Source organism: Pseudomonas sp. Irchel s3h14 (assembly GCF_900187425.1).
GTDB lineage: Bacteria > Pseudomonadota > Gammaproteobacteria > Pseudomonadales > Pseudomonadaceae > Aquipseudomonas.
Genome location: NZ_FYDJ01000034.1, coordinates 1 through 15,681, shown reverse-complemented (window position 1 = coordinate 15,681; position 15,681 = coordinate 1). Strand labels below are relative to the sequence as shown.

Here is a 15,681-nt window from a genome sequence, read left to right as displayed (position 1 = left end):
CCCAGCCGCACATTGGGGCGCGTCGGTTCTGTGCGTAATACCTGGGCTTCGTTGGGCAGGGTCGGTGCGGGATGCCCGACCCCCGACATAAGCGGTCGTCTGCGCCAAAAATCAACTGCCGATAAACGCCCGGAGATCAGCATTCAATTTATCGATCGCGGCTTTGAAATCCTTCGTGGTGATTTTCTGGCTCTCGTTCGAAAGCTGGCTGCCAAAGACCTTGCGCACTCCTTTGGCCACGGTCTGATTGGTTTTCGCGTCGATGAACTCGGCTTCGATGAACAGGTTAGTGTCCTGATCACGATGACCAGTGGCAGCTTGGGTTGCCCCGACTACGGCCGCAACCGGCACCACTTCATACCATTTCATGCCTTCATTCGAAGCGCTCACCCCGGTGATCGCTGCGCGAAGGATCAGAGGGGTTGACCCGACGGGGGCTGCGCTCTCGTTCGATACCACTCGGTATTTCTGGCCCAGCACGCCTTTGGCCTTGTTGGTCATGTAGTTCTGCAATTCGTCGAGTGTCTGCTGGTTGACCCGCTCGTTGGGTTTGGGCGCCGGATAGAGTTCGAGTTTGTTGAACACTACTGTGTCATACGCATTAGGGTTCCATGACGGACTCACCCAACGCATGGCTTTCTCGCCAGTGGTAGTCGTTACTTCTTGCAGATTGTTGTAGTTGGGGAGGAAACCGGAGTATTGATCTTGTTCGGTGACTTGCGAGGTGCAACCGCCAAGCAACAGCCCGGCCAGTGCTGCGCCGGCGAGCAGGTTTAGGGACAGGTTCATAGTGGTAAGTGCTCCATGGATGAAGTCGTTTTTTTTGTTAGCAACGCTTCAGAATCGCCAGGTCATGTTGCCGGTCAGCGCTTGAATCCAGGCATTGTCGAACTGACCGGAAGTTCGAGTGCCTGACACGGATTTGGTCTGGTCCACCGGCATGTCGCCGAGCCAGACGATGGCCCAGCTGACATTGACATCGGTGTCCCTGTTCAGAGCATAGGTGGCTCCTGTGGCAATCCGCCAAGATTCGCCCATGGGCACGATTACGCTGCGTTTGCTGTCTGAGACTGCGCTACTGTCGTAGGCCACACCAACATTCCACAGCCATTGCTCGGTGGCTTGGTACTGCGCGCCAAGTGACAAGTGCCAGGTGTCCTTCCGGCATCGACCGATTTCGATTGCGCCCCGAATGCGGTGGTGTCGACCTGTACGCCGATATCGCCGAACTCCGGCCAGTCCTGCCAGTTGGCTGAGGCCAGCAACGCCCATTGCCGGTCCAGTTGCTGGAAAAGGCTCAGGGTCACGGTCTGCGGCACTGTCGTGTCGAGTTTGGTGTTGGTGTTGGTGTTGTTGACGCGCTCCAGCAGACGGCCGTCGCCTTTCACATCCAGCCGGTCTTCGAAGTTCAGGTCGACTTTGCTGGTATAGGTCAGGCCGATGCGCGTGCCGGCTTGCGGGGCGTAGATCACCCCAACGTTGGCGCCATAGCCCCAGGTGCCATCCTCGTATTTGTACTGACCGTCCGTGCGGTCGGTGAAACCGAAGGGGGAGCGGTCGATAGCCGTTTGCGCCTGCAACATGCCGTACATGGCCTTGATGCCCACGCCCACCGACCATTGTTCGTTGAAGCGGTACGCCACGCTGGGCACCAGGGACAAACCGAGCAGGCTGGAGTTTTGCGCGAAGTAACGCCCGGACCAGTCGTTGTCATAATTGACCGCCAGACCGAAATCGCCGTACTGGCCGAAACCGACACTCCAGTGATCGTCAATCTCATGCGTGATGAAGAAGCTGCCGCCGGGAATTGGATCGAGGGCGTTGCCACTTCCGCTGCCGGGGCCATTGGTGCCGGAATCTCGATCGAAGGTCAGGTCACCGTAAAGCACTTGCAAACCGCCGGTGATCTGCGTGCCCGGCAGGTAGCTCATGCCCGCGGGGTTACTGGCGATTGTCGAAGGGCCCTGGGCGCGAGCGGCTGCACCGGCGTTATCGGTGCCGATTTCGTAGAGCATGATGCCGCCAGCCCACGCTTGCTGACAGCAAAACGCAAGGAGCGTAAGGACGGGCAAGGTGGTTGTTCTGGCTTGCATAACTACCTCGGCAATTATCCATTTTTGAATGAGCGTAGCTGATGTCCACCTCTCGATGGTCTGATCAATAGTTGCCCCCATGCACCCTCTTGATCAGTCATTCCGCGTCAATCTGTCAGCACCGATGGATGCAGAACATCGGTGCTGGCCTCAGCGCTACTTGACCTCCTCAACCTCATAATTCACATAGCCGAACTCGTTGCTGCGAGCCGCCATGTATTTGCCGTTTTGCTCGAATACCGTGGCCTCGAAGGGGGTGCCGCCGAATGTTGTCACTAGATGTCCGTCCTTGATTTCATATTTGGCCGGCACGCCAAACTGGCCGTCATGCAGCATGTTCAGGTATTCCCCTTGCATAGGCGGCTTGCCATCGAGGCTGGTGACCAGGCGTTGGCCTTCGGTGCCATAGACGATCTCGAACGTCTGGCCGGTGACGGTATTGCGCACCTTGATGGTTTTGCCCACCACATAGGCTTGCAACTGCTCGTTAGTGAGCGCTTTGGCGCCTTCGGTTTTCAGCTGGTCGATGGTTTTGCCAGCAGCGACAAGCTTGCTGTCCTCAACTGTCGGTGTGTACCAGATCGGCGAAGTCCACGCGCGTTCCTGGACGGTGGCCGAGACATCGGCCGGTGGCGGCACTTGCAACTTGGCCGCGTCATAGGTGCTCCAGCGCGGGGTTGGAATCTGTATCACGCGAGCGTAGTAGAACGCGTGCTGGGCCGGATCGAAATCCGGATCGACCCAGACTTTTTTCAGCTCGGTGGCACCAATGGTATTGGTGTAAGTCGCCTTGGAAACATCGACCGTGGAGCCCACCGGTGGGATTTTGCCGGTGGCCTCGTCCAGTTGGCGATCACCGGACCAGGCGACGTCGTAGATCTTCTCGAAGGTCTGGCCGTTTTTGGTCCAGCCCTTGATGATCTGGATTCGGTCAAGGTTGCCATCATCGACATCCTTGACCGCCCACACCACGAAGGACGGCGTCTGTTTACCCTGTTTTGCCGGCAAGTCGCCGCCCATGGGAACACCCTTGGCGTAGGCGGCATGCACCCAGTCTTTTTCATTCCACAAACTGCTGTCGAAACCCCAGCCACCAAATATGCGCACGGGGATGCGCACTCCGCTGGTGCCATAGACTTCTTTACGCTTCATGGCATCGAAGATCGATTCACGGGTGTTTTCTTCGGCCCAGACACCGGCCAAACCGGACGTGCTGGTTTGCAAGGCCAACAAGCCCGAGTTCTGTTTGCCGGAAAGACGCGCCGCCGGGGTGCTGTCGGTAAAGCCGTGGGAGCCAAAGTTGTAGCTCTGCGAATAAGGAATCACCCCATTGTGCGAGTCGCTGGCGCCGACCACGCCCATTTTGTAAGGGTTGAGTCCACGAGCTTGCTGCAAAGCCATGCCGTTTTGCCAGGCTTGCCTGATGTAACTGCCATTGAGTTTCGACGTGCTGTTGTCGATGCCGAGCAGGAAACTCATGATTTCATAATTGGCAAATTCGTCTGTCGGCGACAGCTCGGGGTGGGTCTCTGAGGTGCCCTTTACCTGGTGAATTTCGGTGAGGGATTCATTGCGCATCCGCGTCTCGGCCCAGGCGGCATCAATTGGGCGGCCACGGTCATCTACGTCCACCGGAAACATCAGGCCGTTGCTGAGGTTGGCATTGTGGGAGATCGCCAGCACCTCGTTGCCTTTTTTGCGTTGATCGTCCATCCAGCCCCATAAATCCTCCGGTTTGTCCGAATCGAGGGCCGTGAAGGGCAGGTCCGGCACCTTCTTCGAGTCACGGAAAAACACATTGCGGTGCATGTTTTGATTGTTGGGGGCTGAGGTCCATTCATAGGCGACAAACGTGGTGAACTTGCCGGGCTTGTAGTACTTGTCGGCGATGGCGATGCTCTGCTGCCAGATATTGCCGGCAACCTTCGGATCAATCAGCTCCTTGATCGGGTGGCTCAAGCTGCCGGCGATCCATTTGAACACCCGGTTGAAATCTTCCGGGGTTTTGACAATCAGCTTTTGCGCGATGGGCAGCTTGCTGAAGTCTGACTGCGGATCGTTGGCCAGGGCGATCACGCCCACGTATTCCGAGTGGTCGGTCACGCCATGGAAATCCAGCGGGCGACCCTTGAGCTGCACTTCAAACCCCATTGGATGCTTGATCGGCATCCCAAGTGAGTATTGGTACGTCTGCTCGGGATCGACCTGGTGGTTGCCGATCAGGTAGGCATCAATCGACCAGGAGCTGTGCGAGTGGGTCTGGCCAAAATAAACCTCGCGATCCGGGTTGCCCTCTGCCAATGCCAGCGTGCTGACAGTTAACACGGCGCAACCGAGCAGTGTTGGCGCGGTGAAGTGTGTAGGGTTTTTCATATTCCACGTCTCCGGAATACGGCAATGGCAGGGTGCAACTCAGGACAAGAAACTCGAAACTCTTTGGAAAAACCAGAAGGCAGCCAGCGTACCCAACCCGTAAGACGCAATCGGTCGGGCATACAGGACTGCGGGCCGTGGCAGTCGACAACGCAGCAACAGTGCACGCAGGCTCAACGCGACGGCGACGAACATCAGTTGGCCGATCTCGACGCCGACATTGAAGGTGAGCAGCGCCAGCGGCAGATCGCGCTGCGGCAAACCGATTTCCGCCAGCGCACCGGCAAAACCGAAGCCATGCAACAAGCCAAAACAGAACGCCACCACCCATGGCCACTGGAGGGTGAAACTGGTTTCGTCACGGTTCTTGCGGGCGATTTCCACTGCCAGCAACAGAATGCTCAGCGCAATCGTCGCTTCCACAGGAGGGCCGGACAGCCGCACCGCACCCAGTGTAGCGAGTGCCAGAGTGATGGAATGGGCGAGGGTGAATGCGGTGATGGTCTTCACCAGCATCCAGCCATTACTCACCAGCAGCAGGAGACCGAAGACGAACAGCAGGTGATCGAAGCCCCCCAGGATGTGTTGGATGCCATGAAGCAGAAATGCACCGGCCACTGAGAACGCTCCCGGCGTCGCAGCGATCTCTATCCAGGGTTGCGCAGGGTGGACGAGGGTGGTCGTCAGGCTGCCGTCCAGGCGCGAGACACGCACCAGCACATCGGTGATGCTCGCTTGCAGGCCGATGAATTCAATACGTTGCCCGACCAGTCCTGCGGGACCGGCTTCAATGACCCGACGCTCGATCAGTGAGTCGTTCAGTTCGCTTTCCACGGGTTCCACGACAGTGCGCACACCTTCGGCAAACCGGAGCGCAACCGGCAACCGCATGCCAGAAAGCACCGGCGTGCGCCACAGTACGTCATAGCGCCTGGCGGCCGTTTCGTTGAGTACCAGGTAAGCGGGGCGCGACTCATGGGCGATGGCCGTTAGGCCCACGAACCAGAGGACCAACAGCAGCCATACTGTGCGCCGCATCACGGCCGCTCCGTGGGTGTGGCGGCAATCGCACCGGCGGAAGCAGGTATCATCACCACGACCTCATAGCGTGCTTTCAGTGCATCGAAATTCGCGCGTTTCGATGCGCTGCGTTGTTCGGACAACCAATCGGACTTGACCTGCTGGGCCACGGCTTCTAAGGGCGGAGGAGGTGATTTGGCCAGCGCATCAATCCACACCAGGTGCCAGCCAAACCCCGACTCCACAGGCCCCACCCAGCTACCTGGCGTGTGCTTGAATAATGAAATGGCGAACGTTGAACCAAAGACCCGCGCCACCTGATCCCGGGATTGTTCTGAGTAGGCGTTTTTAAACATAAAGGCATCGCCTTCACCACTGTTCTTGTCAGACAGCCCACTTAGTGCGGACTGAGCCTGCGCTTGCGCATCCGCACCACGTTTGTCGAAGGCGAAAAACAAATGATGGAAGGTCAAAAGTGGCGGCGGGGCATATTGGTCCTGATGCTGGTTGTACCAGGCCTCAAGTACACCGGGTGCCGGCTCGCGAAGTGACGCTACATCCTCGGCAAGGAAATCCATTTTTTGCGCCAGTCGACGGCGAATAATAGTGTCGTCTTTATCCAGGCCAAGTTTCAGTGCTTCGCGATAGAGGATTTCCTCTTTCACATATTCCTCAATCAGGCCCTGCAACTGTTGCTCCGATGCGGGTCGTTGCCATCGCGCCAGCCAGGAAATCGCGATCCGCTGAACAATTTCAGGTGTGATTTCGATGCGTTGCGGATCTTGATTAAGGGTTGAGCGGTGTAAACCTCCGTACAGCACAAAGAGTGCAAAACCGGCGATTAGAAAGTGCAATAACGGCTGGCGAAGGCATCGCTTGATTAACGAAAGTCGAGATTCTTTCGCTTCGCAGACGCTTAAGTTCATGACTTATTGCCCCACGCTATACTGCGAATAGTTTTCGCGGCCGAGTGGAGTATTGCTGCTGTACCGGAACTTTCCACCAAGGCTAATCACGATAAGCACTAAGGCTTAGTAGCAATCGGATTAACCAATTCCCCAGGACCGTCCAGTCTTGCACCTATACAGCCCGGGACGGAGCGCCCATGTGATGAAAGGACTGCTTGTTTTCGCCGCGATCATCGAGGCAGCCACTGGTGTGGCGCTGATACTTGTCCCGTCGCTGATCGGGCAACTTCTGCTTGGCATCGAACTGACGGGCGTCATCGTCCGCGTGGCCGGCATCGCCCTCACCGCATTGGCCATCGCCTGCTGGCCCGGACCAGCAATGCTCGGGATGTTGATCTATAACGCAGCCGTTGCGCTTTATCTCGCCTACGTTGGTATCTCGGGGGAATCGAGTGGGGTTTTATTGTGGCCAGTGGTCGTATTGCACGGGATCATGACGGTATTTTTGATTCGAGCAATGACCAGAGAGACTTCACATTGAGCCAATTCTGTTGAAAAAGTCGACTTCGGTTGTCATGGCTGAAAAGTACGCGTTTGAGATTAAAGTCGGAGACTTGCGCGAAGATTCAGGACCAGATTTGATGTAGTCGCGTGCAAAAAAAGATGCTTTCACCGTTCAATGCATTGCTAGCCAGGCCCGGCCGACTTTTTTGTCACAATCGGCCGATTGCAGTCTGTCACGAAGGGTTGTAATGAACCTATAGCGGACTATCAGAGATGCCCCCAAAGTCAGGGGGAATTCGTCGCGTCTGGGGCAGTGCCTCGGGGGCTCCGGACTTAGCACCAAGAATTTGAATCGGTCAAAGGTGTTCATCCGCCGCACTGACACTGATTTTAGCTTCTTGGGCGAAGCGAAACAGACCCACACCGAGGAAGAATGTGGCAACTACAAAAAGAAGGCCGGCACCATAGGCGTACTTGAAGCCCATGAACTCAGTTAAAAAGATGACCGCGAGCAACAGGGTGGCGCAAAGTCCGCCGCGCAAAGAAGACAGGATACCAGCGTTTAATAATTCAGCCCGCCGCCTCAATCGCTCCAGATCGGCCCTGAGGTGCGCACGCCTCTGGTCGTCTTCGGGGATCGCATTGAGTACCCGTGTACGGTCGATGACAACTGATAACCTCGAAGTCATTAACGAAACGAACGCAGCTATTGCACCGAGGAAAAACGTCGGGGCTGTTGCTTGTGAAAAGATTTGCGACAACCGCACAGCGTCAGGAATGAATTCGTTCAATTTAGGGACCACCTATAGGCCGAGTATTTGAAATTCTCCATTTGACATAATTCGCGGTCAAAAGGCAGGGCGCACCCTGTTATCAGCTGAGGGCCTCAGTACAGTCTTGGGGGCTGAGTATTACTGACAACAGGGCACCAACGTCAGGCTAGGCCTGTGAGTTGGTCGGGGCTCCCTGTCGTGGAGCGTAGAGCAGTCCAGGAGACTTTCAACAGTGAGCAAACGTTTTTATGCCGTGTAGTGGGGCATCCTGACACTAATGAAAATAAATATAGGTCCCTCGAATCTTGTTGCTGGACACTTGCGACTGACTCCTATTGGCCGATTTCTGCCTCTCGCGAAACGCTGCAGTCTCAAGCCACCGATCAAGAGTGCTAACGGTCGTCCCAATAAGCCGGTGCGTCGCCATAAGATGAAAAAGCGTTCCGTCGCGTTAACGCGTTATCCAGATTGTGCGCAAGCTTCGGTTCATTCCAGCGTTGTGGCCAGGAGGAGGGATCGGCGTGGTAGACGATTCCTCCTCCCGGAGTCCATGGCGATGATCAGGCTCGCGCAGCGCTCATCCCGCCAGTGGCCCTGGATTTTTTGCGCACCGCTTGATAGAGCAGGCTGGACACCATGAAGCCCACAATGGCCAGTATGCTCATCAGGGTGAAAACATAGTTGTAACCCTGTTGACCGGGGAAGTGGTCGAGGATCGCGCCATAGATCACGTAAGCAAACATGCCGGGTGCATAGCCGATCAGGCAACCGATGCCGAAGGCCGAGCCGGTGATGTGCTGGGGAATGCCGACCTCACCCATGGGGGCCCAGAACACGCCGCGCATGGAGAACACGATCAGGGCGAAGGACAGGGTGGCGGCCATGCCCGCATAGATGAAGTCCGGGCTTTTCGGAATCAGCATGATCACGCCCATCAACGGCAGCAGCGCCAGGAATGCCCACTTCAGGTAGCGGCTGGTGCTCTTGAACTGCTTGTCGGCGATGAAACCGCCGGCAGGACCGCCGAGGATCTTCAGGAAGTATTGGTTGATGATGCCGTAGGCACCCACCAGTGCCACGGGCAACCCGTACATTTCCTTGAGGTAGGGAATGAAGTAGGTCAGGCCGCAGTAGACGATGTAGACCATGAAGACGTTGAGGCTGACCAGCCAGATTCCCGGTACCTTGATCGCCTCCATCAGGTTCGCCAGACCGTTCTTCGGCTTGGCCACCGACTGCGCGCTGCCGCTCTTGAGCAGGAACCAGGTCAGGGTGCCGGCCAGAATATCGATGACCGAATAAAACAGGATTGCCGACTTGAGGCCGGTTTCGCCCGAACCCATGGCGACGAACACGCCCAGGGCGGAAAAGGCCACCAGGGTGTCAACCACGCCACGCCCGCCTTCGAGTAGGCCGAACAACCGGCCTTGCTCCTGATCGTCACCCAGGTTGCGGATGGCTTTGAGCAGCGAGGGCCAGAACAGGCAGTCGGCACAGATGGCCAGCAGACTGAACACGATCAGCAGGTTGCTGAAGGGTGGAAAGGTCGCCAGGTACAAGCCCAGGCCACCGGTGCCGATCAGGCCGAGGGGGATCAGCTTGCGGGTGTCGTAGCGATCGGCGAGCAGACCGCCCACGACAAATAGTGCGGTAGCGATGATCGCGTTGGCACTGAGCAGCATGCCGATTTCAGTGTGGCTCAAGCCCATGAATTCCTGCATGGGTACATAGAAGGCGTCCTTGAGGTTCGCCAGCTTGTAGATGGTGCCGCCACCGAGGATGAGGATCAGGAATCTGAGCCATTTGGCCTTGTTTTGAGTTGTCATTATTGTTCTCCGGGCGTAGTCGGGTCGTCAGGTTCAGGCGTTGGAAGAGGTGGCCAGGGTCAGTTCGGACAGGGTGCGCAATTCGGCCAGCAGGCTACGGACATAGGCGACCTGGTTGTTCGCCCAGCGGTGTTCGTCGGCCAGCATTCGCTCAAGGGAGTAGCCGTTCGGCAGCGGCGTTTCGCTCATCTCCCGGTAGGCAATGAAGGGATCGGCCGCCTCAGTGCTCTGGCGGAAGGCCGGGGCCACGTAGTGGTTTTCCTGCTCGAGGATGAACGCGATCACCTGCGGGGCTGCTTCGCCGAGCATCAACAGCTCGAACAGCATGCGGGCGCTGGGCAGATCGTCCTCGTCGCTGCCCTGCAAAACGCCGTAATGGCCGAAGCCGTTTTGCTCGGGGACGATGCGCACACCCTTGAGGTGAGTCTGGCGGATGTGCGGCGCCAGGTTGCGCAGGGCCTGCAGGGGCTGTTCGCAGGCATTGATCATGTTGCCAAAGTCGAACAGGGCATGCAGGCGAGGGTGGTTGAGGCGGTTGAGCAGTTGCGCGATTTCGCCGCTTTTGAGTTCTTCATGCTGCTCGAAGTCAAAGTACAGATCGTGTTCGTCGGCCTGTTGTGCGAGGTAGAGCAGGTCGGTCTCGATCACGTCCATGACCCGCGACAGCGTGCCCTCGTAACGTGAGTAAACACGGATGTTGCGCACCCCCAGGGCCCTGGCGATTACGATCACCTGGTCGACATCCTTTTTCAGCGTGCTGCTGATCTCCAGGTGCACATCCAGCCCCAGCGCTTTGGCCTTGGCGGCAAACGCCTGGAGCTGCGCGGGTGACATTTGGCTCAGGCTGTTTTCCTCGCCGTCGAGCAAGTGCAGGCTCAGGCCTTGCAGCTCGTGGCGATAGGCGAAGTCCAGCAGGTCGGCAGGGGTGACACGACCGTGGGTGAGGTTGGTCAGTAGCGGGTAGGCGTGGGCAAACAGGCGCAATTGCCCGAGACGTTCAAGCAGCCGCCGGGCCAGTGCGTCCGTAAGCACGGGAACAGCCCCGTGTTCGACCACCTTATGGCTCAGCAAGGCGTTGAATCGTTCCTGGATCTTATTGTTCATTAGAGTCGTTCCTGGTTCAGACACCGGGTCTACCGGCGCAGCCTTTATCGCGCCAGTCAGGAACTCTCGATAGATCCATTATCAGTTAATTGATAAGACCACTTGCCTCGTTTCAAGTGGTCGGCGGCAGATAACCCAATGTGCGCAAGGCCTGGGCCAACTCTTCGACACGCTCCCGGGCCTGGTTTTCAGGCGTGCCGGCAAAGCCGATCAACAGCGCCGGCGGCAGGGCATGTTTGATGCTGTAGTCGCTCAAGGCATAGGTGTGGATGTTGTACTGGGCCAGTTGCCGGGCGATGTCGGTGTCACTGAGTTCGGGGGGCAGCCAGGCGATCAGGTGCATGCCGGCATCTGTCGGAGTGATCCTGAAAAAGCTACCAATCTGCTTTTCAAGTTGTTCAATCAAGGCTTCTTGGCGCGCCTTGTACAGCGCACGCATGCGGCGGATGTGCCCCAGGAAGTGGCCTTCGATCATGAAGTCTGCCGTTGTCGCCTGAAGCAGGGTAGGCGGACTGCGATCCATGACCGCGCGCAGGGTGCAAAAGGGTTCGACCAGGGCCTGCGGCAGAATCACGTAGCCCAGCCTCAGTGACGGAAACAACACTTTGCTGAACGTTCCGACGTAGATCACCCGGGCCATCTGGTCCATGGCATACAGCGCCGGGAGGAGTCGGCCACTGTAGCGAAACTCACTGTCGCAATCGTCCTCGATGATCCAGCTCTGATGTTGCGCAGCCCAGTCGATGAGTGCCTGGCGCCGCGCATAACTCAGGGTGACACCCAAAGGATGCTGGCGCGAAGGCGTACAAAACACCAGGCGGGCATCAGGGCACTCGGTCAGGCCTTGCTGGACATCGATCCCCTGTTCATCGATACGCAACGGAATCACCTGAGCCCCCTGGGCCTGCAACGCAATGCGCGCGGCGATGTGCCCCGGGTCCTCCATCCAGACGCTGTCCTGCGGATTGAGCAGCAGCATGCCCAGCAGGTTGAACGCTTGCTGCGCGCCGGAAACGATCACCACTTGCCCGGCACTGCAGTCGATGCCACGCGCATCGAAGACGTATTCGGCAATCGCTGTGCGAAACGCCTGCAAGCCTTGCAACTCGCCATAGCCCAGAATGGCCTTGGTTGGCTTGAGCAGATGACGGTTCATCAGGCGCCGCCAGATCACCTGCGGGAATGCGTCATAGGTGCTGTGGCTGGGCAGGAAGGATGTCGGGGTCGCGGGGTCCCAGTCAGCATAGGACACCCCGCGAAAATGATCGCTGCGCAGCGACAGCATCGACTGGCTCAAGTCGGAGAGGCGCGGTGGCTGGCGCGGTTGCTCATCTTCGATACCCCGGCTTTCCCACTCAGTGCCGACATACGTACCGGCGCCAGTGCGCGAGGCCAGGAAACCTTCGGCAATCAGCTGATCGAAAGCATTGAGAATGGTGATCCGCGACAACCCCAACTCGTTGCTTAAGGTTCGGGTCGACGGCAGGCGCACACCCCCCTGGAGTCTGCCGTTGAGTATCTGTTTGCGAATCTGCAGATACAGTTGGCGGTACAGGGGAATGGCACTGGCACGGTCCAACTCGATAGCCGACAGCAGCAAACCTGCGGGGGATTTCATGACATGCTCGTCTGGGTGAAATGGGACTTGACCTGGAAACCGTCAGGCGACGGGGAGGTAAGGGTATCGAGCGATACCCGATAAGTCATCCGTCTGGCGGTGATGTCCGGCGCAATACCGATTCGCTACAGCGCTACCGAGACGTTCGACATTGGCCGCGATACCGGTGAGGCGGTGTCCATCGACTATGAAGCGCCATTCCCGTTTACCAGGCACCCTGGAAAAAGTGGACATCAATATTCAACCGCCGCAGTTGAGCTCAGAAACTCAATAGAAAACCAAAAAACTGGAGCGCAGTTGACTAGCTCCTAAGTATGTGGCCGATGGTTATGGTGGTTATACGGCCAAGAGGATGCCGCAGTATCTGCCGATGTACTGGGTGATGGGGCGGCCAGTTCCTCCAGGTGGGTAATGATGTCGTCCGGTTTGAGTACCAGTACGTCACTGTCCAGGGTGTCCAGAATCATCTCGGCGGTGTTGCCGATCAATGCGCCGGACAGTCCGGTACGGGCCACGCTACCGATCACCGTGAGCACGGCTTCGAGCTTGTGCGCGATGTACGGGATCAGCACATCGGCCGAACCTTCCTCGATATGCAGGCGTTCGTCGCTGACGTCGAATTCGGCCTGGAATGTTTTGCACAGTTCGCGATAGAGGGCCTGAATGCTCTCTTTGAGTTGGAGTACGGGGTCGGCCGCCGAAAGCATGGGGTAGGGGTGGGCGCTCATCATGTGTAGAGTGCCGCCGGCCAATGCGGCGATGTCGTAGCCGTGGCTGACGATGCCGGAATGCAGGACGCGATGCTCCATATCACTGCTGCCAGCATCGATGGCTGCGAGAATGGTGCCACCGGTCCAGGGTCTTGCAGTTTTTACTATAAGCACCGGGCAGGGACAGTATCGCAGTAGCTTCCAGTCCTCGGGGGTGAGAAGGGCCTTCATCAGCGGGGTGTCGGGCAGGTGCTGCTTGATCACCAGGCCACAGCCCTCCGCCTGTTGGGCGGCGATGATGGTCTTGTGTGAACTCCCATTCCAGGCTTGCTGGGCGCTGACGCTATAACCCTCCTGTACCAAGGCGCCTTGCATGTCGTTCAGGTAGGAGGAATGCTGGTGTCCCTTGTCGCAGGCCAGCAGATGCAGGTGCGACTGGGTCGCGCTGGCAATCATTTTGGCTCTATTCAGGGTCAGGTCCTTGGACTGCTGCGAATCCACCACCACCAAGGTGTTGCGAATGGTGTGCATGAGTGTCTTCCTGTGCGTGAGTACAGTTTTTATGTGGGGCGGCACGGGCGTTCTTGGCCTATGCCCTTTCGGGTGGGTTGTACGCGTTAGGCCAACCCTTGTCCGCCCGTCAACCGGAAGCTCACTTACCGACATCATGCACGCGACAGCTAAAATCGAATCCTGCCTGCTCAGTCCGATTGTTGACGCTCGAATCGTACTGGCATTAATTACCGGAACGGCTGCTGATCGCTCATGCAACTGCGCAAGTTGACTCCACAGAACTGGCGCTGTTGTTCCATTGCATCTATATTGAGTTGTAACGCGGCCGGTACACTCGGTGCCGAATGAACTGCGTACTTCCTCCTGGTTGCGCTGCTGCTAAAGTAAGCGTGTGAGCGTCTGCCGCGTTAAATGCCGTGCCTGTCTACGCCTTTCACCCGCGCGAATACTACGCGTAGGTGAATACCTCCGACCTTGGTGGAATGAATCGAGTTGCTCTCTTGTGGGCGTTTTTTTGCGCGCTCAACTCAATGTCTAAGTATGGTGGCTATTCTGCTTAAAGTTCAGTTAGTTGGTCGATTGAGTTAGTTGATTTTCAACTAAGAGAACCTCTGAACAAACCCTATTCGATCTGATGAAATCGCACTGCTCTCGCTGGCTGAGAAGTCTGAAGCAGATTACCTTTTTCGATGCCGAGTACGCCGAAAAACGCAAGCAAGCTCGTCGCGAGCGCTTCCTGATTGTGATGGATCCGGTGGTGCCATGGACTGGACCCAAAGCAGACCTTCATGGCACGTAACTATTGGCCGAAAATTGTCTATCGCGAAGTAGTTACTCCTGCGTAATGAGCACTGCGAGAGTCATATTGATGAACTCTTCGTTCCTGCTAATGGCCCCCAGCCCCGAACGTTCTCGGCAACGTCACCTGATCCACGCTGCTCGATCCTGAGCGTGAGCTCCATTGTGGCGGCCTCAAGGGCAAGCTGGTTTACCGGAAAGTCCACCAGCCCAGGCTCTATCCAGTCCAGTGTCGCGGTGGTGGACCGTGATGATGGCCTGGATGATCGATTCCGTCGGGTCTTCCGCCAGTACGATGCCGCGTGCGCCCGCCTCTATTGCCTGGGCAACGGGAACGGATTCGTACAGGCCCTTGAGCACCAGCACTTTCATTTCGGCGCTGCGGGTGAGTTCTGCGACGACCTCCAGCGGGTTCAGCGCATCTGGAAAGAAACTGAAAAAAATCACATTGGGACGCAACTGATCGGCAAGATCCAGCGCATTGGTATAGGTGGTGGCCTGGCCGCTCACTTCCATCTGAGGCTTCCTGGCATTGATCAAGTCGTGAAGCCCAATGAGAACGAGGGGACGACAATCGATCAGCATCACGCGTATTGGTTTTCTGTGGGTCGTCATTACTTTCCTGACTCCCTTGAAAATGAACTATGGCCTCCATCCATTGGACTTCCTGGATCAGCAGCTCGCTCACCTGGCCATCGCGATCGAAGGACAGATGAGAGCGCCGACAAGCCTTGACGGTGCCCGCCCCTGATCAAAGAGATCATTAGCGCTTAACCACCCGAGTCCACTTGGGTGGAACTGGATTCGATTTCACGTCAAAACAAGACGCTCTGACACCCGTTGGCGCGCCTGGGCCGTCACCGTGTCGAAACGGCAAAAAACAATGCGAGGGTGGATTGCGCCACCCTCGCATCCTTTTTTTACTACGCGCGCGATGCCTCAGACGCCGCCAAAAACAATGTCGCCAGCCAGAACATCGACCCCGACCAAGGTGATGGTCGTTGTTTGTCCGCCATCCTCGGCAATCGTCACGATGCTGTCATTGCCGGAGATGTCGATCGATTGGACAACGGCGTTCTGGTCGCCGTTGAGCACCAGCGTGTCTCGCAGGCCTGGGCCCGCATCGAAGCCGGTGACCTGGTACAGGTTCTCATCGACTGACAAATCAATGTTGAAGGCATCGCGCTCACCGCCCGTACCCACCAGCGTGAAGTCGAAGAGCGCGTTGGCCGGGTCGTTGGCGAACAGGTTGGCGTCAAACGTACTCGTCGCCGAGTCCCCATCCTTGTCGGTCAGCGTCGCGCTGAACTGCAGCTGGAGATCGCTGGCCAGGCTCTCGGTCTCCTGAATGAACTCGATCGTCGGGACCTTGATCACGCCCAGGCCCATCGTGAGCTGAACCGCGTCAATGAGCTTCGAGTCCACTCTCTCGATGAGGAAG

The 15,681-nt window shown here is 57.3% G+C and carries 10 protein-coding genes and 4 pseudogenes; 1 reads left to right on the top strand and 13 read right to left on the bottom strand.

From position 1 onward, the window contains the following. Positions 1–111: 111 nt before the first annotated feature. The 5 genes and pseudogenes from CKW16_RS30420 to CKW16_RS30400 all read right to left on the bottom strand — a co-directional run bounded on the left by CKW16_RS30420 (position 112) and on the right by CKW16_RS30400 (position 6,412). Positions 112–789, bottom strand: a complete 678-nt coding sequence (locus tag CKW16_RS30420; RefSeq protein WP_095133238.1) for a DUF3313 domain-containing protein — start codon at positions 787–789, stop codon at positions 112–114. Positions 790–837: 48 nt separating this feature from the next. Continuing rightward, positions 838–2,093 (bottom strand): annotated as a pseudogene (locus CKW16_RS30415) (OmpP1/FadL family transporter). A gap of 156 nt (positions 2,094–2,249) precedes the next feature. Next, a complete protein-coding gene (locus CKW16_RS30410) occupies positions 2,250–4,466 on the bottom strand; it encodes a DUF3604 domain-containing protein (RefSeq protein ID WP_095133236.1) in 2,217 nt (738 codons plus the stop codon). Between the two features lie 39 nt (positions 4,467–4,505). After that, a complete protein-coding gene (locus CKW16_RS30405) occupies positions 4,506–5,504 on the bottom strand; it encodes a HupE/UreJ family protein (protein WP_095133234.1) in 999 nt (332 codons plus the stop codon). Beyond that, positions 5,504–6,412: a peptidyl-prolyl cis-trans isomerase gene (locus CKW16_RS30400; protein WP_095133232.1), complete on the bottom strand. Its 909-nt coding sequence runs from the start codon at positions 6,410–6,412 to the stop codon at positions 5,504–5,506. The genes CKW16_RS30405 and CKW16_RS30400 overlap by 1 nt, the downstream gene beginning before the upstream one ends. A gap of 184 nt (positions 6,413–6,596) precedes the next feature. Between CKW16_RS30400 and CKW16_RS30395 the strand changes: the two genes are divergently transcribed. After that, positions 6,597–6,935, top strand: coding sequence for a hypothetical protein (locus CKW16_RS30395; protein WP_095133230.1), 339 nt, complete (start codon positions 6,597–6,599; stop codon positions 6,933–6,935). A 319-nt stretch (positions 6,936–7,254) separates the two neighbouring features. Here CKW16_RS30395 and CKW16_RS30390 read toward each other — a convergent pair whose 3' ends face one another. From CKW16_RS30390 to CKW16_RS30355, 8 genes and pseudogenes are all read right to left on the bottom strand, one after another. Then, positions 7,255–7,689: a DUF2721 domain-containing protein gene (locus tag CKW16_RS30390; protein WP_176471624.1), complete on the bottom strand. Its 435-nt coding sequence runs from the start codon at positions 7,687–7,689 to the stop codon at positions 7,255–7,257. 542 nt (positions 7,690–8,231) lie between these two features. Next, the gene (locus CKW16_RS30385; protein ID WP_095133225.1) at positions 8,232–9,497 is read right to left on the bottom strand and encodes a nitrate/nitrite transporter; all 1,266 of its coding nucleotides are present in this window, start codon (positions 9,495–9,497) and stop codon (positions 8,232–8,234) included. Positions 9,498–9,530: 33 nt separating this feature from the next. Next, positions 9,531–10,601 carry a sugar phosphate isomerase/epimerase gene (locus CKW16_RS30380; RefSeq protein WP_095133223.1) on the bottom strand — a complete coding sequence of 357 codons (1,071 nt, stop codon included), beginning with the start codon at positions 10,599–10,601 and terminating at the stop codon, positions 9,531–9,533. A 112-nt stretch (positions 10,602–10,713) separates the two neighbouring features. Continuing rightward, positions 10,714–12,219, bottom strand: a complete 1,506-nt coding sequence (locus tag CKW16_RS30375; protein WP_095133221.1) for a PLP-dependent aminotransferase family protein — start codon at positions 12,217–12,219, stop codon at positions 10,714–10,716. Between the two features lie 308 nt (positions 12,220–12,527). Beyond that, positions 12,528–13,460: a universal stress protein gene (locus CKW16_RS30370; protein WP_095133219.1), complete on the bottom strand. Its 933-nt coding sequence runs from the start codon at positions 13,458–13,460 to the stop codon at positions 12,528–12,530. Positions 13,461–14,273: 813 nt separating this feature from the next. After that, positions 14,274–14,470: pseudogene (locus CKW16_RS32755) on the bottom strand (hypothetical protein). Beyond that, a pseudogene (locus CKW16_RS30360) lies at positions 14,424–14,855 on the bottom strand (DNA-binding response regulator); the annotation flags it as partial. The pseudogenes CKW16_RS32755 and CKW16_RS30360, both read right to left, overlap by 47 nt. A 324-nt stretch (positions 14,856–15,179) precedes the next feature. Further along, positions 15,180–15,681 (bottom strand): annotated as a pseudogene (locus CKW16_RS30355) (hypothetical protein); the annotation flags it as partial.